Genomic DNA, 17,221 nt, shown 5'->3' on the forward strand with positions numbered 1-17,221 from the left:
CGAAATGGGCATTTGGGGCCGTGCGGCGCGGGCGGCGAAATGTCGACACGTCGGCCCGGCGGTTACGGTGGACGGGTGCGCGACCCCAATATCTCCCGATCCGTCGCCGGTCAGCTCTCACCGGTCCGCCGTGCGTCCGACCTGCGTCGACTACGTGCCGAGCGCTTCGATGTGCTGGTCATCGGCGGTGGGGTGACCGGTGCCGGTGCCGCGCTGGACGCGGCGTCCCGGGGCCTGAAGGTGGCGCTGGTCGAGGCGCGTGACCTCGCGGCGGGCACCTCCAGCCGGTCCAGCAAACTCATCCACGGTGGCCTGCGTTACCTGGAGCAGTTGGAGTTCCACCTGGTCCACGAGGCGCTCACCGAGCGCGGCCTGCTGGCCACCCGGCTCGCGCCGCACCTGGTCCGCCCGGTGCCGATTATGGTGCCGCTGCCGGCGGGGCGGGGCCTGCGGGACCTGCCGGCCCGGGTCTTTCGTCGCTCGTACTACGGCGCGGGCGTGGCCGCGTACGACGCCTTCGCGGGGGTCTTCGGCGGTGGCCGGGGTATGCCGCTGCACCGTCACCTGACCCGGGAGGGTGCCCGGCGGATCTTCCCGAGTCTGCGGGCCGACGCGCTGGCCGGGGCCATCCGCTACTATGACGGGCAGGTCGACGACGCCCGGCTGGTGGTCACCCTGGCCCGCACCGCGGCCAGCCTGGGCGCCACCGTGGTGAGCAGTGCCCGCGCCGTCGGGCTGATCCGGCAGGCGCGCGAGGTGACCGGCGTCCGGGTCCGGGACCTGGAGGCCCCGCCCGGTTCACCGGACGCGGAGTTCGAGGTGCAGGCCCGCACCGTCATCGCCGCCACCGGTGTGTGGAGCGACGACATGTCCCGGATGCTCAACGACGTGGGCCTGCGGCCCGGCGTCCGGGTGCGCGCCTCCAAGGGGGTGCACCTGGTGGTGCCCCGCTCGGCGATCACCGGCGAGACGGGGCTCATCCTGCGGACGGCGAGTTCGGTGCTCTTCGTCATCCCGTGGGGCGGGCACTGGATCATCGGCACCACGGACACCGACTGGCGGCTGGACCGCTCCCACCCGGCCGCCTCGGCCCGGGACATCGACTACCTCCTCCAGCAGGTCAACACGGTGCTGGACCGGCCGCTGACCACCGCCGACATCGAGGGGGTGTACGCCGGGCTGCGGCCGCTGCTGGCCGGCGAGGCCGACTCGACCTCGAAGCTCTCCCGTGAGCACGCGGTCTTCGAGCCGATGCTCGGGCTGTTGCTGGTCGCGGGCGGCAAGTACACGACGTACCGGGTGATGGCGTCGGACGTGGTCGACCGGGCCGCTCGCCGCCTCGGTGGGGCCCGCGCGTCGCGCACCGCCGACCTGCCGCTGCTCGGCGCCGACGGCTACCCGGCGATGTGGCGGGACCGGGCCGACCTGGCCCGCCGGCACGGCGTGCCGGTGGGCGTGGTGGAGCACCTCCTGGAGCGGTACGGCACCCTCACCCTGGACCTGCTGGCGCTGGTGGACGCCGATCCACTGCTGGCGTCCCCGCTGGCCGGTGCTCCGGAGTATCTGGCGGCCGAGGTCGCCTACGCGGCGCGGGCCGAGGGTGCGCTGCACCTGGAGGACGTGCTGACCCGACGGACCCGGATCTCGTTCGAGACCAGCCACCGGGGGTTGGAGTCGGCGGAGCACGCCGCCGAGTTGATGGGGGCGGTGCTCGGTTGGGATGCGGCCACCCGGGCCCGCGAGGTCGAGCACTACCGCGCCCGGGTGGAGGCGGAGCGGCAGTCCCAGTTGATGCCGGACGACGCGGCGGCGGACGCCGCCCGGTTGGGCGCTCCGGACGTCCGGGGTTACGCGGCCGACCGGGGTGGTGACGGTCAGGCGGAGCTGCGACAGTCCGCTCGATGACGAATTGCGACGTTACCAATGGGTAACTATCGATACCGACCCGGATGGTGGTTTCGAACGCTACCTACGGTGGGGTAGGTTTCCGCGCGTGCAACACCGCGCCCGCCCTCGTCTGCTCGGACCCCTGCTCGCCGTCGCACTCGCCAGCGCCCTGACCGGGTGCTCGCTCTTCGACCGGGACAAGCCGAACAGCTCGGTGGAGCAGACGACGGGCACGGCGGGTGGCGGATCGCAGCTGGAGATCCCCACCACTGTCGCCGCCGGCCAGGTCAGCCTGCTCCAACGCCTCGGTGAGGACGGGCCGATGCGCACCCTGAGCGTCGAGCGCAACGGCGCGTGGCAGTGCGTCGACTGCGCCGGCGACGGGGTGACCTCCCGGGGCACCCTCGCACCGGAGTTGACCGAGCGGCTCCAGGTGCTGCTGGCCAACCCGGCGCTGGCCGACGAGACCGATCAGGCCCGGCGGTACCGGACCACCTGCATCGACGCGCTGACGTCCAGCCTCATCACCTCGACCGGGCTGATCACCTCACAGGACTGCCCCGGTGAGGAACTCACGCCGGTCGCCGGGGAGATCCTGCTGCTGCTGACCCAGGCCACCCCGGCCGAGGTCAAGGGCTGACCGCAGCCGGTCAGAGCACCTTGCCCGGGTTGAGCAGGCCGGCCGGGTCGAGCGCCGACTTGATCGCCTGATGTACCCGGACGCCGACCGGCCCGACCTCCTGGGCCAGCCAGTCCCGCTTGAGCAGCCCCACCCCGTGCTCGCCGGTGCAGGTGCCGCCCAGGTCCAGGCCGAGCCGCATGATCTCGTCAAAGGCTCGCCGGCCCCGCGCCACGCTCGCCGGGTCGGCCCGGTCGACCACGATGTTCGGGTGCATGTTGCCGTCCCCGGCGTGCCCCACCACGCCGATCGGCACCTCGCACTCGGCGGCGATCCGGGCGACCCCGTCCAGGAGCGCGGCGAGTGCGCCCCGCGGCACCGCCACATCGTCGATCACCAGGCCGCCGTTGCCGCCCGGGTAGGTGTCCGCCGCGAACTTCTCCATGGCCGGGTGGGCCAACCGGCGGGCCTGTAGCAGTGCCGCCGCCTCCACCGCGTCGGTGGCCGCGTAGACCTCGTCGGCACCGACGGCCTCGCACACCTCGGCCAGCACCGCCAGGTCGTCCGCCGCCCGGGTGCCGGTGTCCGCGGCGGCCAGCAGCAGGGCCTGCGCGTCGGTCCGCAACCCCATCGGCTGGTACGCCTCGATCGCCCGCAGGTGGGTCTGGTCCAGCAACTCCAGCAGGCTGGGGGTGAGTCCGCGAGCCGCGATCTCGGCCACCGCCGCGCCGGCAGTGGCGACGGACGGAAAGACCGCCACCAGGGTCAGCGAGTCGGCCGGGGCGGGCCGCAGCGCCACGGTCACCTCGGTGATCACGCCGAGGGTGCCCTCCGAACCGACGAACAGCCGGGTCAGGTCGTAGCCGGCCACCCCCTTGGCCGTCCGCCGCCCGGTGCGCAGCACCTCGCCGGAGGCGAGCACCACCTCCAGGCCGAGCACGTACTCGGTGGTCACGCCGTACTTGACGCAGCACATGCCGCCGGCGTTGGTGGCCACGTTGCCGCCGATCGTGGACGACTCCCAGGAACCGGGGTCGGGCGGGTACCAGAGGCCCTGCTTGGCCACCGCACCGGCCAGCGCCGCGTTGACCACCCCCGGTTGGACCACAGCGATCCGGCTCACCGGATCGATCTCCCGGATCTCGTTCATCGCGACGGTGCTGAGCACCACCGCGCCGTCCACCGCGTTCGCCGCGCCGGCCAGCCCGGTCCGCGCACCCTGCGGCACCACCGGTACGCCGTGTCGCGCCGCGGCCTGGACCACGGCGACCACCTGCCCGGTGTCGCGCGGGCGGGTCACCACCAACGGCAGGCCGGCGGCGCACAGGTCGGCCTCGTCGCGCTGGTGCATCAGCAGCAGGTCCGGGTCGGTGAGCACGGCGTCGTCACCGAGCGCGGCGCGCAGGTCGTCGAGGAGCGCGGTGGCAGCCATGCAGCCGAGGCTAAGCCGCCGACCGGCGATCAACAACATGATCGACTCGACGGGATAGCTTGGACATCATGCTCTACCTGGACCGGCCGGCCTGGCCGTGGCGCGGCCGGCTCTGGTCGCACCTGATCAGTGACGTCTCGTACGCCGAGCTGCACGCCTTCGCCGAGACGCTCGGCGCGCCGAGGCGCGGCTTCGACCGGGACCACTACGACATCCCGGCCGACCGGTTCGCGGCGGCGGTGTGGCTCGGTGCGCAGGTCGTGCCGAGCCGGGAACTGGTCCAGTTGCTCCGCAGCACCGGCCTGCGTCGCCCGAAGCACCTGGTCAGCCCGCGTTCTGCGGCTCCCCGCTGAGCGCGGCGAGTTCCCGGCGCACGTTGGCCCGGGCGGGCTCTTCCCACCGGGTCGCCAGCGGCGGCAGCCGGAACAGCGCGGGCAGCGCCAGCAGGCCGGTCAACACCGCGGCCCGTCCAGCCCGGAAGGCCGGCTCCGGCACGTGGGCGTACTCCCGGCGGATCGCCGCCGCGTACCGCTCGTAGCGGGCCGGCGGCGCGGCCAGCACGGCCAGGTCCGCATCGCAGAGCAGCGCGCCGTCCCGGTCGTCCGGGGTCACCGAGTGCCCGGCGGTGAGCAGCACCAGCCGGCGCACCTCGGCCACCGTGGACGTCGGCACCCCGAGCCCGGTGAGCACGCTCCCGGCCAGCGCCGCGCTGTCGCGTTCGTTGGCGTCGCCAGCGGCCCGGGGATCGTAGACCACGTCGTGGAACCAGGCCGCCAACCGGACCACGTCGACCCGATCGGCCAGGTCGGCGTGCTGGTCCACCACATCGAGCACCGCCGTCAGATGGGCCAGCGTGTGATAGTGCCGGTGCGGCTCCCGCCACCGGGCGATCACCATCTCCCCGGCCCGGGTCGTGTCCGGGTCGGGCCTCGCGCCGGCATCCCGGGCCGCCGCCCGCCACCGGTCCAGCAGATCAGCCACCGCCCGAGTCTGCCGCATCCGCCCGCGACGCGCCGGACGGGAGGATTCAGCGAGCCCACCACGGGTAGTCGCGCCCATGGCCGTGGCCCGCGACAAGCGACCTCCGGTGGTACGACGTACCGCGCTGCGTGAAGGGCTGGTGGACATCGACGGCGCGCGGATCGCCGAAGCCACCCAAGAGCTGCGTCACCGCGGTCGAGCCACCCTGCACGACCGGCTGCACCGGGTACGGATGGCCGGTGGGCTCGCCGTGCAGGCCGGGCTGGCGGCCGGGCTCGCGTACTTCGTCTCGCACCGGCTGCTCGGCAACCCGCAACCGGTCTTCGCGCCGATCTCCGCGGTCGGCACCCTGGCCGCCTCGGTCGGTCAGCGGTTCCGCCGGACGGTGGAGCTGATCGTCGGGGTGGGCGTCGGGGTGGCAGTCGGTGACCTGCTGATCTACTTCCTCGGCACTGGCGCGTGGCAGCTCGGCCTGGTGGTCACCGTGGCGATTCTGCTCACCATCTTCGCCGGGGCGAGCGTGGCGATCGTTATCCAGGCGGCGGCCACCGCGGTGCTGATCGTGACGCTGAGCCCGTCGACCCAGAACCTGGAGATCCCCCGCTTCGTCGACGCGTTCCTCGGCGGTGGGATCGCGCTGCTGGTCACGGCGGTGCTGCTGCCGCTGAACCCGCTCCGGGTGATCAACCGGGCCGCCCGACCCGCCCTGGACCTGCTCGCCTCCCAGCTCGACGCCACCGCCGACGGGCTGCGCAACCGGGACCGCGCCACCATCCAGGGCGCGCTGGAGAGGTTGCGCAACAACAAGGAGGAGTTGGCCACGCTGGGCGAGGCGATCGAGGGGGCGAAGGAGACCGCCACCCTCTCCCCGGCCCGTTGGCACCGCCGCGACGAACTGACCCACTACGCCGAGGCGGCCGACCCGATCGACCGGGCGATGCGCAACAGCGGCACGTTGATCCGCCGGTCCGTCACGCTGGTCGAGGACGAGGAACCGGTGCCCGATCCGATGCCGGACGCGATCGGCCACCTCGCCGAGTCGGTCCGGCTGCTCAAGCACGAGTTCGCCGCCGGTGAGGAGCCGGAGAAGGCCCGGGAACGGTCACTGCGGGCGGTCAGCGAGGCCGGCCGGGCGTACGGCGAGGGGGTCGGCTTCTCCGGCAGTGTGGTGGTCGCCCAGGTCCGCACCACAGCGAGCGACCTGCTGGTCGCCTCCGGAATCGAGCAGGAGGAGGCGAACCGGTGGATCCGCACCGCCTTCGGGGAGCAGGAACGCCCGGTCGGTGAGCCCGCCGAGCCCGGCGAGGCGCCGAAGCCACCCACCGCCCCGCCGATCGGCTGAGCGCGGGCCGCCGCCGGCCGGGCCTCAGCCCAGCTCGGCCAGCGCCGCGAGCAGCCGGTCCACCTCGGCGGCCGTGCTGCCCAGCCCGATGCTGGCGCGCAGCGCGGTGGGCGGCAGGTCCCGCCGGCCGGTACGTCCCGCCGCCTCACTGAGCAGCCGCCGGGCCAGCGGGTGGGCACAGAACAACCCGTCCCGTACGCCGATGTGGTGCTCGGCGGCCAGCCGGGTGGCCACCTCGGTGGAGTCCCGACCGGCGACCACGAACGAGACGATGCCGACCCGGGGCGCGTCCGGGCCGAAGGTGCGCAGCTCCACGACGTGCGGCAGGGCGGCGAGGCCGGTCCGCAGCCGGGCCAGCACTGCCTGCTCGTGGGCGGCCAGCGTGGCCCGGTCCGCGTCGTCGAGCGCCGCGCACACCGCCGCCAGCGCAACCGCGCCGAGCAGGTTCGGGGTGCCGCCCTCGTGGCGGGCCGGACCGGTCGCCCAGGTCACGTCGTGGGTGGCCGGACCGACGTGACTGGTGGCCCCGCCGCCGGCCAGGTACGGCGGCGCGGCGTCCAACCAGTCCGCCCGGCCGATCAGCACGCCCGCGCCGAACGGCGCGTACAGCTTGTGGCCGGACACGGCCAGATAGTCGACGTCCAGCGTGAGCAGGTCGACCGGGGCGTGCGGGGCGAGTTGCGCGGCGTCGAGCACGATCCGGGCACCGTGCCGGTGGGCCACCCGCGCCAGCTCGGCGACCGGCCACCGCTCACCGGTCACGTTGCTCGCACCGGTCACCGCGACCAGCACCGGCAGCGCCGGGTTGCTGCCCCGACGCAGCTCGGTCAGGGCGGCGGCGAGATCGCGTACCGCCCCTTCGGGGTCGGTGGGCACCGGCAGCCGCACCGATCCGCGCGGCCAGGGCAGCAGGTTGGCGTGGTGCTCGCCGGCGAACGTGACGACCGTCGTGCCGGCCGGCACGGCCCGCGCCAGCAGGTTGAGCGCGTCCGTGGTGTTGCGGGTGAAGATCACGTGATCGTCGGCGCGAGCGCCGAAGTGGTCCCCGATCGTCTGCCGGGCCTGCTCGTAGGCGAGGGTGCAGCGTCGCGACAGCGCTCCCGCGCCGCGGTGCACGCTGGCGTACCAGGGCAGCAGCTCGGCCACCGCGTCGGCGGCGGCCCGCGCGCACGGTGCGCTGGCCGCGTAGTCCAGGTTGATCTCGCCGGGCATACCGAGGACGTCGAGCGGCGCGGACGGCCTGGCGGGCACTGTGGGCAGCGAGGGAACGAGGGTGACGGACACGCCGGAACCTCCGGGGTCAGGGACCCCGGGTGCGACATCGGGACGGGGTCCGCGCTTGCCCAGCACACCGATCGGGCTGGGCCCGGTCATCACCCGGGGCACCCCACCGCGAACTCGACGAGGGTTGCCGGCCAGCAAACCGGGGTTTGACGCTGGCGCTCGTGACCTGCCGGCAGCATAGCGGCTACCGATGCGGCCGAACCAGCCGGCGGTGGATGGCTACGCTGACCGCATGGCCGACACCCCGCCCGGTTCACCGCTGCCGCCGTCGCCCGCCGGCCCGCCCGCGCCCGCCGCCCCGCCGGTGGCCGAGACGCCCCGGATGCCGCTGCGCCGACTGGGCTGGCGGCGGTTCCTGGTGCTGGCCGGGGTGGTGCTGTTCATCGCGGCGTGCGCGGTGTTCATGGTCTTCACGCTCGGCCAGTCGCTCGGTGCGCAGGCCCTGCTGATCGGGGTGGTGGCCGCCATCCTGCCGGTGCCGGTGCTGGTCGGCTGCTTCCTCTGGTTGGACCGGTACGAACCCGAGCCGCTGAAGTATCTGATCTTCTGCTTCGCCTGGGGTGCGTTCGTCTCCACCGCCGCCTCGCTCACTGTGAACGACTTCGCGGCCAACCGGTTCGCCGACTGGGGCCTGCCGTCCGCGCTCACCGGGGTGCTGGTGGCGCCGTTCATCGAGGAGTTGACCAAGGCGCTGGGCCCGATCCTGCTGCTGGTGTTCCGCCGCCGCGAATGGTCCGGGATCACCGACGGCCTGGTCTACTGCGGGCTCTCCGCGGTCGGCTTCGCGATGGTGGAGAACATCCTCTACCTGGGCGGGTTGGGCTACGCCTCCGGTGCCGACCGCTATGGCCCGGCGACCGGCATCCAGCAGGTCATCGCGATCTTCATCCTGCGGATCCTGCTGTTCGGGTTCGCCCATCCCCTTTTCACCTCGATGACCGGTGTGGGGCTGGGGATCGCCTCCCGGACGGCCGACCGGCGCATCCGGGTGCTCGCCCCGATCGCCGGCCTGCTGCTCGCGATGATGCTGCACGGCACGTGGAACCTGCTGCCCACGCTCACCCAGGCCACCGGCGAGGCGGTGATCATGCTGTACGGCTTCCTGGGCCTGATGGTGCCGGTCTTCTTCGGCACCGTGGGGCTGGCGCTGTGGCTGCGCGCCTGGGAGGGGCGGCTCACCGAGCGGGTCCTGCCCGACTACGTACGCGCTGGCTGGCTCAGCCCGCCCGAGGTGGCCGCCCTGAGCAGCCTCGGCAGGCGACACGCCGCCCGCAGTTGGGCGCGGCGGGTGGCCGGCGACGCCGGGGTGCGGGCGATGCGGGGTTACCAGTCCGCCGCGACCCGGTTGGCCCTGCTGCGCGACGGGACGCTGCGCGGTCTGGACCGCAAGCCCGCCGACCAGGAGCGGACCGCACGTGAGGAGCGGGAGTTGCTGGACGCGATCAGCGCGTACCGGACGTTCTTCGTCGGTCGGGACCCGCAGGCCCCGGCGGGGGTCTGGGACGGCAGCCGCTACCACCTGCGCTTCCCGGACGGCACCCAGCGCCCGGTGGACGCGCCGCACGAGCCGGTGGTGCCGATCCCGGTGGTGCTGGCCCCCGCCCCGGCTCCGGTGGGGTACGCGGCACCCGGCTGGCCGGGGCGGTCGGCGCCGCCCTGGCCGCCGACGCACCCCTGAGCGCTGCCGACGGGCGGCGGGCGGCTCAGGTCATCAGCGAGGTGAGGAAGTCACCGAGGCCCTGGAACATCGCGATCAGCGCGGCCCCGATCGCCCGGAACATCTGCGCGGCACCGTCCGGCCGGAAGGCCATGAAGTAGATCAGGAACGCGACACTGCCCCAGGTCAACAGCTTCTTCACGAATACCGGCATCGTCCCTCCCCAGGGCCACGGTCGCCGGATGGCTTCCCGTCGTGCGCCCGGGCAAACGGTGCGCGACGGGGCCTGGTGGCCGGGGGAGGTGCGTCAGAGGTAGAGGCCGGTCGAGTCGTTCTCGATCCGCTCGGCGGCGACGGCGTGCACGTCCCGCTCCCGCAGCAGCACGTAACCGCGGCCGTGCAGCTCGACCTCGGAGCGGTCGTCCGGGTCGAAGAGCACCCGGTCGCCGGAGACGATGGCGCGTACGTTCGGCCCCACCCCGACGGCGGTGGCCCAGGCGAGGCGTTTGCCGACCGCCGCGGTCGCCGGAATGACGATGCCGGCGGTGGAGCGGCGTTCGCCCTCGCTGCCCTCCATGCGTACCAGCACGCGGTCGTGCAGCAGGCGGATCGGCAGGCCGGCGTCCAGATCGTTGTCGGCGGTCACGCCGCAGACGCTACCGTGTGGGCCGACGGCTACCGGCCGGTGGTTACGCCGGAGGTGGTCGGGGCATTGTGTGGCGGAACCCCCTACGGTGTCGGGAACGGACGTATGCTGTCCGACCTGTCACCGTGGGCGGGCCGGGTTCTCTGCCAGGAGGTGCGCTTGAGCCGCTTCGAGCGGGTACGCGGGCGGCTTCGCCGCGCCTACCAGTCACGACAGGCGTCGGCGCGCGCCGACGAGGGCGCGGCGGATGACGCGCTGAACGACGCGTCGCCGGCCGCCCGGGTGGCGTCGCCGGCCGTGCCGGGGCCGACCGCGCCGACGAGCGCCACTGTCTACGGCGCGGAACCACCGGTGGACCTGCACAGCTCCACGTCCAGCCGGGACGACGCCGACGTTCCGCACGGGCTGCGGATCGCCGCCGCGTGGTGTTGGCGACTGATCGTGATCGGCGTGGTGGCCTGGGCCCTGCTGCGGATCGTCGGCACGATCAAGATCGTGATCATTCCGCTGGCCATCGCGCTGCTGCTCTCGGCGCTGCTCGCGCCGGCGGTGGGCTGGCTGCTGCGGATCCGGTTCCCCCGGTCGCTGGCGACCGCTGTGGTGCTGGTCGGCGGCCTGGCCGCGGTGATCGGCACGCTGACGCTGGTGGTCAACGAGTTCATTCGTGGCGTACCGGAGCTGAGCGAGAAGTCGTCGGAGGGTGTCCGGCAGATCCAGAACTGGCTGAAGACGGGGCCGCTGCACCTCTCGGACACTCAGCTCGACCGCTACATCGACGAGGCGCAGGCCTGGATCAACTCCAACACCTCCAATCTGACAAGTGGCGCCCTGAGCACCGCCGCGACGCTGGCCGAGGTGCTGACCGGCACGCTGCTGGTGCTCTTCGCGACGTTCTTCTTCCTGCGCGACGGCAACCGGATCTGGCGCTTCCTGGTCCGGCTGCTGCCGGTGGCCGCCCGGTGGAAGGTCGACGACGCGGGTCGCGCCTCCTGGCACACGCTCGGCGCCTACGTCCGCGCGACCGTGCTGGTCGCCTTCATCGACGCGGTCGGCATCGGCATCTTCCTGGTCGTCTTCGACATTCCGTTCGCCTTCCCGCTGGCCGCGCTGGTCTTCCTCGGCGCGTTCATCCCGATCGTCGGTGCGGCGCTCTCCGGCGGCGTGGCGGTGCTGGTGGCCCTCGTCGACAGCGGCCCGGTCACCGCGTTGATCATCCTTGGCGCGGTGATCGGCGTGCAGCAGATCGAGGGCCACGTGCTCCAGCCGTTGATCATGGGCCGGGCGGTCGCCCTCCACCCGCTCGCGGTGATCATCGGCATCGCCGCCGGTGTGGTGCTCGCCGGCATCACCGGCGCGCTGGTCTCCGTGCCGCTCATCGCGGTGCTGAACACCGCCGTCCGCAGGCTCGCCGCCCGGAGGGTCCCGGACACCCCGCCCGACGCCGTGGTGGTCGCCGCCCAGGCCCCCTAGCTCCGGGCGCGCCCGCGCCTTGTGCGCCCGGACCCGATGGGTCACGCCGTCGACCGCCTGATCACGCACGAACAGGGAAAGAGTGGCCCCCAGTGCGGGAGGCCACTCTTTCCCTGTTGTAGCGCGATCTTGGCCGTGCGCCGTGCGCCGTGCGGTGGGGCGGCCCGGCGGAGGGCGGCGGGGCCTGGCGGCGGGACGTGGCGCGAGGGCGAGGGTGGACGGGGCGGGTCAGGACTTCGCCAGGCGCTCCAGGGCGCCGCGGGCCACCTCGGGGCGGGTCGTGTACCAGAACGGTGGCAGCGAGCGCCGCAGGAACGGCCCGTAGCCCCGGGCCGTCTCCAGCCGGGAGTCGAGCACCGCGACCACACCCTTGTCGCCGGTCGCCCGGATCAGCCGGCCGACGCCCTGCGCCAGCCGGACCGCCGCGATCGGCACGCTGACCGCCGCGAAGCCCGAACCGCCGCCCGCGTCCACCGCCGCCGCGCGGGCCGCCGCCAGTGGTTCGTCCGGGCGGGGGAAGGGCAGCCGGTCGATGACCACGAGCTGACAGGCGTCACCCGGCACGTCCACCCCCTGCCAGAGCGACATCACCCCGAACAGGCAGCTGGCGCGCTCCTCCCGGAAGCGACGCACCAGCAGCGGCAACGCCTCCTCGCCCTGGAGCAGCACCGGCAGGTCGGTCCGCGCGCGCAACAGCTCCGCCGCCTGCTGCGCGGCCCGCCGTGAGGAGAAGAGCCCGAGAGTACGACCACCGAGCGCCTCGACCAGCCCGAGCAGCTCCTCCCCGGCAGCGTCGGGCAGCCCGGAGACGCTGGGGCGGGGAAGGTGCGCGGCGACGTACAGGATGCCCTGCCGGGCGTAGTCGAACGGCGAACCGACGTCGAGCGACCGCCACCCGGGGCCCTCGGTGGCCGGTACGACGGCGTTCGGGGCGGCGTCGCCGGCGAGGCGGCGGCCCGGCGTCTCGGCGGCCGGACGACCCGGGCCGCTGCGGGCGGCCAGCGCGGCAGCGGCGGGGGTCGGCGGGGCGGGCGGTGGCGCGTCCAGCCCGAGGGCGCGGGCGACGGTGTCGAACCGACCGCCCAGCGCCAGGGTCGCCGAGGTGGCGACGACGGTGCGTTCGTCGTACAGGTGGGTGGCGAGGGTGCCGGCCACCGACAGCGGCGCGACCACCAGTGCGCGGCGGCTGCCGCTGTCGTTCTTCTCCACCCAGGCCACGTCGTGGTCGGCCTCCTCCAGCAGCCGCTGCGCGGTAGTGGAGAGCTCGTCCAGGGCGGCCTTGGCCTGCTGCTTGCGCACCGGGTCGGGGTCGTCGGCCTTGATGTCGCCGATCGCGTCCAGGGCGGTGCGGGTCGCCGCGTCGAGCAGCGTGCACGCCTCCCGCAGCGGCGTCGGCAACCCCGCGGTTATCCGCCCGGCCGGCGCCTCGGCCAGGCCGACGGCGAGGGCGTCGCCGGCGGCGGTGAGCGCCTCGGCCGTCTCCGGCCGCAGCAGCGTCCGGGCCCGCCGGGTGGTCCGGTCGATCAGCTCCGGCACCAGTTCCGCCTGGGCCGCGGAGGAGACCCGGTCGGCCAGCTCGTGCGCCTCGTCGACGATGAGCAACTTGTGCGGTGGCACGATGTGCCGGTCGGCGAGCATGTCGACAGCGAGCAGGCTGTGGTTGGTCACCACAATGTCCGCCTCGCGGGCACGGGCCCGCGACGCCTCGGCGAAGCACTCCTGCCCGAACGGGCAGCGGGTAGCGCCGACGCACTCGCGGGCCGGCATCGACACCAGCCGCCAGGCCTGGTCGTCGACGCCCGGGTCCAACTCGTCCCGGTCGCCGGTGGCGGTCTTCTCGGCCCAGTCCCGCAGCCGCTCGATCTGCTTGCCCAACCGGCCCGCCTCACCGAGCCACTTCGTGCCGCCGCCGGGACGTGCCGCGGGAGCGTCGAAGAGGGTGTCCTCCGGCTCCTCCTCGGTGGAGTTGTCCAGTCGGGCCAGGCAGAGGTAGTGGTGGCGGCCCTTGAGCACGGCGAAGGTGGGCCGCCGGCCGAGCACCGGCTCGACCGCGTCGGCGAGCCGGGGCAGGTCGTGGTCGACCAGCTGGGACTGCAACGCCAGGGTGGCGGTGGAGACCACCACCGGGCCGTCCACAGTGAGCGCCGGCGCGAGGTACGCCAGCGACTTGCCGGTGCCGGTGCCGGCCTGGACGAGCAGATGCTCACCGTCGGCCACGCACGCCTCGATCGCCGTGGTCATCTGCAGCTGGCCGGGGCGTTCCGCGCCACCGGGCACCGCGCCGACCGCCGCCGCCAGCAGCTCGGTGCCACTGGGCCGGGCACCCCGCCGCCGGCCCTTCGCACGGGCCGACGGGGTGGCGGAACCGGTGGCGGTGCGGGGCGGAGTCACCGTGCGACGGTACCCGGCGCCGCCGACACCGGTAGCGCCCATCCGCCGCGTGGCGTGCCGCCGACCGGGCCGGGCGGTGCGGGCGACGCCGTCCGGTTACGGCCGCGCTACGACGCGTGGGCAGTATCGGTTAGGGTGCGAATCATGCCGAGCGACATGGTCCGAGTGATCTACCGCAAGTACGACGGCAGCGCCCACCGCGACTACCCGGCCCGCCGGCTCACGGAGGACGATCTCGGCATCTGGCTCGGAGTGCCCGAGGGCACCCAGTCGGTCTACCACGGCCGCCCCTCGGTGGAGAAGATCCCGTTCGTGCTGCTGGTGCCGCACCGCGCCTGGTGGACGGCCATGTTCAACCCGCCGCCGCGCACCAGCGAGGTCTACTGCGACATCACGACCCCGGCCCGCTGGGAGTCCGACGACACCGTCCACCTGATCGACCTTGACCTGGACGTCGTCCGGCGTCGGGCCACCGGCCTGGTGGAGCTGCTCGACGAGGACGAGTTCGCCGAGCACCGGGCCCGGTTCGGCTACCCGGACGACGTGGTGGTCGAGGCGGAGGCGGCGGCACAGCGGCTGTTCGGGGCCTTGGGCGACGGCACCGAGCCGTTCGCCACCGCGTACCGCAAGTGGTTGGCCCTGGTGGTCTGACCGGGCCGGCTCACCAGCGTGGTGGCCAGCCGTCGTCGGCGTCCAGCGGCGGCAGGTCGGTCAGCTTCTCCGGGTTGAGCTGGTTGTAGATGGCGGTGATCCGGCCCCGGTCCACAGCGAATGCGGTGACCAGGCGGATCGGTCGCCCGTCGCTGTGTGCCGTCTCCATCTGCAGGCCGAGCGCGCCGTCGACGAGCACCGGCCGAGCCAGCACCCGGTCGGCGTACCGGCCGGTCCGGCCGAACAGGCCGAGGGTGAGGCGAGCCACGGCGTCGGCGCCGAGCACCGGCCGACGGGCCGCCGGGAAGTGCCCGCCCGAGTCGCCGACGAAGACCACGTCCGGTGCGAGCACCTGGAGGAGTTGGTCCAGCTCGCCGGACTCGGTCGCGGCGACGAACGCCTTGAGCACCCGGCGCTGCTCGGCCGGGTCCGCGGTGTGCCGGGGTACGTCCGGCGCGCTGACCGCCCGACGGGCCCGGGAGGCGAGCTGCCGGGCAGCCGCCTCGGTGGTGCCGAGCACCCCCGCGACCCGGGCGAACGGCAACGCGAACACGTCGTGCAGCACCAGCGCGACCCGTTGCTCCGGTGCGAGCCGCTCCAGCACCACCAGCAGCGCCGTGCCGACCTGGTCGGTGCGGACCGCCCGCTCCGCCGGGTCGGGCGCGTAACCGTCGGCCGACGACCGACCGTCCACCGGGCTCACCACCGGCTCCGGCAGCCACTGTCCGGGGTACGCCTCCCGGCGGACCCGGGCCGAGCGGAGCACGTCCAGGCAGATCCGGGCGCAGGTGGTGGTCAGCCACGCGGACAGGTCACGGATCTCGGCGCGGGCCGCCGGGTCGGCCAGCGCCCCGGCGTAGCGCAGCCAGGTCTCCTGGACCGCGTCCTCCGCCTCGCTGCGGCTGCCCAGCATCCGGTGGCCCACCGCGAGGAGCCGGCCCCGCTCGGCCTCGAACTCCGTCGCCAGTTCCCGCACGACCCACCACCCCTTCCGGTCGGTGTCCCGGCCTCCATCCTCCCGCCTGGCGGAGGTGCCGGCAGCCCCGGAACGCCCCGGTGGGTCGGTGCCTGCGGTGGACGCAGGTCGAGGGTGTCGGTCACCGGGCCGGGGTCCGTCGACGGCTCTCGGCGGGCGGATCGGCGGCGGTTGGGTGATGATCCGTGCATGAGCGCACCCCAGCAAGGGCAGATCGTGGGGCCGGACGGCGGCTCGATGCGGGAACTGCTGCGGGTCACCGCGCCGGTGGATCTCGGCGCGATCGACCCGCGGTCCATGCCCGGCCTACCGGTGCCGGCGGACCGCGCCGAGCACCGTAAGACCTGGGCGCGGGAGCAGGTGGAGCTGGTCGGTGAGGAGCTGGGCCGGCAGCAGGAGATGCTCTTCGCGATGGCCAAGACCGGATCGGAGCGGCCGGCCCGCCGGGTGCTGCTGGTGTTGCAGGCCATGGACTGCGGCGGCAAGGACGGCGCGATCAAGCGGGTGGCGGGCGCGATGAACCCGCTGGGCCTGCACATCCGCTCGTTCGGGCCGCCGACGCGTCAGGAGCTGCGGCACGACTTCCTCTGGCGGATCCGCCGGGAGCTGCCGCCGCCGGGGTACGTGGGGATGTTCAACAGGTCGCACTACGAGGACGTGTTGATCGCCCGGGTCGGCTCGCTGGTGCCGGAGGCGACCTGGCGGGCCCGCTATGACGAGATCAACGCGTTCGAGCGGGAACTGACCGAGGACGGCGTGACGCTGATCAAGGTGATGCTGCACATCTCGTACGCCGAGCAGGGCAAGCGCCTGCTGGACCGGCTCACCGACCCGCGCAAGCACTGGAAGTACAACCCCTCCGACATCGACTCGCGGGGGCACTGGGACGACTACCAGGCCGCGTACGCCGAGGCGCTGAGCCGGTGCGGCACGGACGCCGCGCCCTGGTTCGTGGTGCCGGCGGACCGCAAGTGGTACCGGGACTGGGCGGTGGCCCACCTGATGCGTGAGACGTTCGACACGCTCGATCTGGGGTATCCGGCTGCCGATTTCGACGTGGCCCGGGAGCGGAGGCGCCTGTTGGCTGGGGGAGCGGGTGCCGGTGGGACGGTCGAGGTGAACGGCAGGTGAACGAGCGGTGAATGGTGCCTGGCCAGGGGTGGGCCGGCGAATTCCCGGTTCTGCCGTTTCCTAGCATTCACCGAGCGGGCGCTCTCGGGTGCCGCCACCCTTCCACCGACGCGACGAGGTCTGTGCTGTGAAGTTTTCCTTCCGCCCCACCGAGGGCGCCTTCTACGAGCTCTTCACCAGGGCCGCGCAGAACCTGGTCCGGGGCACGGCGCTGCTCAACGAGCTGGCCCTGCCCGGCGTGGACGTGCAGTCCGTCAGCGAGCGGCTCACCGAGGTCGAGCACGACAGCGACCAGATCACCCACGAGCTGTACAAGAAGATCAACTCAACCTTCATCACGCCGTTCGACCGGGAGGACATCTACCGGCTCGGCTCGCTGCTGGACGACGTGATGGACCACCTGGAAGCGGTCGGCGACCTGCTCTACCTGTACGGGCTGACCGAGCTTCCGGCGCTGCCGCGCGAGCTGCACGAGATGGTCAACGTGCTCGACCAGCAGGCCAAGCTGACCGCCGACGCGATGCCCCGGCTGAAGTCGATGAAGGATCTTGAGGACTACTGGATCGAGTGCAACCGGCTGGAGAACGAGGGCGACCGGATCAACCGGCAGCTGCTCGTCCGCCTCTTCTCCGGCGAGTACGACGCGCTCACCGTGCTGAAGATGAAGGAGGTCGCCGACGAGCTGGAGGCAGCCTGCGACGCCTTCGAGCACGTGGCGAACACCGTCGAGACCATCGCCGTCAAGGAGTCCTGA

General features: G+C 73.4%; 15 protein-coding genes, 2 pseudogenes and 1 riboswitch. Of the genes and pseudogenes, 9 read left to right on the plus strand and 8 right to left on the minus strand.

Annotation, left to right across the window (positions count from 1 at the left end; genetic code table 11):
- The first annotated feature begins 90 nt into the window (after positions 1 to 90).
- Both ACX27O_RS23290 and ACX27O_RS23295 read left to right on the plus strand, forming a co-directional pair.
- On the plus strand, positions 91 to 1,905 hold the full coding sequence (locus ACX27O_RS23290) for a glycerol-3-phosphate dehydrogenase/oxidase (RefSeq protein WP_030327798.1): 1,815 nt from the start codon (positions 91 to 93) through the stop codon (positions 1,903 to 1,905).
- An 88-nt stretch (positions 1,906 to 1,993) separates the two neighbouring features.
- Entirely contained in the window at positions 1,994 to 2,527 is a 534-nt protein-coding gene (locus ACX27O_RS23295) for a hypothetical protein (protein WP_030327797.1), read from the plus strand.
- Between the two features lie 10 nt (positions 2,528 to 2,537).
- Here ACX27O_RS23295 and ACX27O_RS23300 read toward each other — a convergent pair whose 3' ends face one another.
- Positions 2,538 to 3,938 (minus strand): FAD-binding oxidoreductase, encoded by a 1,401-nt coding sequence (locus tag ACX27O_RS23300; RefSeq protein WP_030327796.1) that lies wholly within the window; start codon positions 3,936 to 3,938, stop codon positions 2,538 to 2,540.
- A 68-nt stretch (positions 3,939 to 4,006) separates the two neighbouring features.
- Between ACX27O_RS23300 and ACX27O_RS23305 the strand changes: the two genes are divergently transcribed.
- Positions 4,007 to 4,291 carry a DUF4031 domain-containing protein gene (locus ACX27O_RS23305; protein ID WP_030327795.1) on the plus strand — a complete coding sequence of 95 codons (285 nt, stop codon included), beginning with the start codon at positions 4,007 to 4,009 and terminating at the stop codon, positions 4,289 to 4,291.
- Here ACX27O_RS23305 and ACX27O_RS23310 read toward each other — a convergent pair.
- The gene (locus ACX27O_RS23310; RefSeq protein WP_458940065.1) at positions 4,263 to 4,919 is read right to left on the minus strand and encodes an HD domain-containing protein; all 657 of its coding nucleotides are present in this window, start codon (positions 4,917 to 4,919) and stop codon (positions 4,263 to 4,265) included. The genes ACX27O_RS23305 and ACX27O_RS23310 overlap by 29 nt on opposite strands.
- Before the next feature lie 82 nt (positions 4,920 to 5,001).
- Here ACX27O_RS23310 and ACX27O_RS23315 point away from each other — a divergent pair, with 82 nt between their 5' ends.
- Positions 5,002 to 6,261, plus strand: a complete 1,260-nt coding sequence (locus ACX27O_RS23315) for an FUSC family protein (RefSeq protein ID WP_051708135.1) — start codon at positions 5,002 to 5,004, stop codon at positions 6,259 to 6,261.
- Between the two features lie 24 nt (positions 6,262 to 6,285).
- On the opposite strand, the gene ACX27O_RS23320 is transcribed toward ACX27O_RS23315, so the two are convergent.
- On the minus strand, positions 6,286 to 7,473 hold the full coding sequence (locus ACX27O_RS23320) for an aminotransferase class V-fold PLP-dependent enzyme (protein ID WP_458940076.1): 1,188 nt from the start codon (positions 7,471 to 7,473) through the stop codon (positions 6,286 to 6,288).
- A gap of 118 nt (positions 7,474 to 7,591) precedes the next feature.
- Positions 7,592 to 7,712: riboswitch (SAM riboswitch) on the minus strand.
- A 23-nt stretch (positions 7,713 to 7,735) separates the two neighbouring features.
- Between ACX27O_RS23320 and ACX27O_RS23325 the strand changes: the two genes are divergently transcribed.
- Positions 7,736 to 9,223 (plus strand): PrsW family intramembrane metalloprotease, encoded by a 1,488-nt coding sequence (locus ACX27O_RS23325; RefSeq protein ID WP_030327791.1) that lies wholly within the window; start codon positions 7,736 to 7,738, stop codon positions 9,221 to 9,223.
- A 25-nt stretch (positions 9,224 to 9,248) separates the two neighbouring features.
- On the opposite strand, the gene ACX27O_RS23330 is transcribed toward ACX27O_RS23325, so the two are convergent.
- Positions 9,249 to 9,416, minus strand: coding sequence for a hypothetical protein (locus ACX27O_RS23330; RefSeq protein ID WP_167337262.1), 168 nt, complete (start codon positions 9,414 to 9,416; stop codon positions 9,249 to 9,251).
- A gap of 93 nt (positions 9,417 to 9,509) precedes the next feature.
- Positions 9,510 to 9,848, minus strand: a complete 339-nt coding sequence (locus ACX27O_RS23335; protein ID WP_030327790.1) for a GroES family chaperonin — start codon at positions 9,846 to 9,848, stop codon at positions 9,510 to 9,512.
- A 159-nt stretch (positions 9,849 to 10,007) separates the two neighbouring features.
- Here ACX27O_RS23335 and ACX27O_RS23340 point away from each other — a divergent pair, with 159 nt between their 5' ends.
- Positions 10,008 to 11,318: an AI-2E family transporter gene (locus tag ACX27O_RS23340; protein WP_030327789.1), complete on the plus strand. Its 1,311-nt coding sequence runs from the start codon at positions 10,008 to 10,010 to the stop codon at positions 11,316 to 11,318.
- 228 nt (positions 11,319 to 11,546) lie between these two features.
- On the opposite strand, the pseudogene ACX27O_RS23345 reads toward ACX27O_RS23340, so the two are convergent.
- Positions 11,547 to 12,242 (minus strand): annotated as a pseudogene (locus tag ACX27O_RS23345) (ATP-dependent DNA helicase); the annotation flags it as partial.
- A 111-nt stretch (positions 12,243 to 12,353) separates the two neighbouring features.
- Positions 12,354 to 13,751, minus strand: a pseudogene (locus ACX27O_RS23350) (ATP-dependent DNA helicase); the annotation flags it as partial.
- Between the two features lie 102 nt (positions 13,752 to 13,853).
- Here ACX27O_RS23350 and ACX27O_RS23355 point away from each other — a divergent pair.
- Complete coding sequence (locus ACX27O_RS23355; RefSeq protein ID WP_210861133.1) at positions 13,854 to 14,360, plus strand: DUF402 domain-containing protein; 507 nt, start codon at positions 13,854 to 13,856, stop codon at positions 14,358 to 14,360.
- A 10-nt stretch (positions 14,361 to 14,370) separates the two neighbouring features.
- Here the strand turns inward: ACX27O_RS23355 and sigJ are convergent, their stop codons facing one another.
- Positions 14,371 to 15,336, minus strand: coding sequence for an RNA polymerase sigma factor SigJ (gene sigJ / locus ACX27O_RS23360; protein ID WP_458940066.1), 966 nt, complete (start codon positions 15,334 to 15,336; stop codon positions 14,371 to 14,373).
- A gap of 189 nt (positions 15,337 to 15,525) precedes the next feature.
- Here sigJ and ACX27O_RS23365 point away from each other — a divergent pair, with 189 nt between their 5' ends.
- Both ACX27O_RS23365 and ACX27O_RS23370 read left to right on the plus strand, forming a co-directional pair.
- Positions 15,526 to 16,467 carry a PPK2 family polyphosphate kinase gene (locus ACX27O_RS23365; RefSeq protein ID WP_458940067.1) on the plus strand — a complete coding sequence of 314 codons (942 nt, stop codon included), beginning with the start codon at positions 15,526 to 15,528 and terminating at the stop codon, positions 16,465 to 16,467.
- Positions 16,468 to 16,594: 127 nt separating this feature from the next.
- Complete coding sequence (locus ACX27O_RS23370; RefSeq protein ID WP_030327784.1) at positions 16,595 to 17,221, plus strand: DUF47 domain-containing protein; 627 nt, start codon at positions 16,595 to 16,597, stop codon at positions 17,219 to 17,221.

The sequence above is a fragment of the Micromonospora sp. SD19 genome (assembly GCF_054462275.1).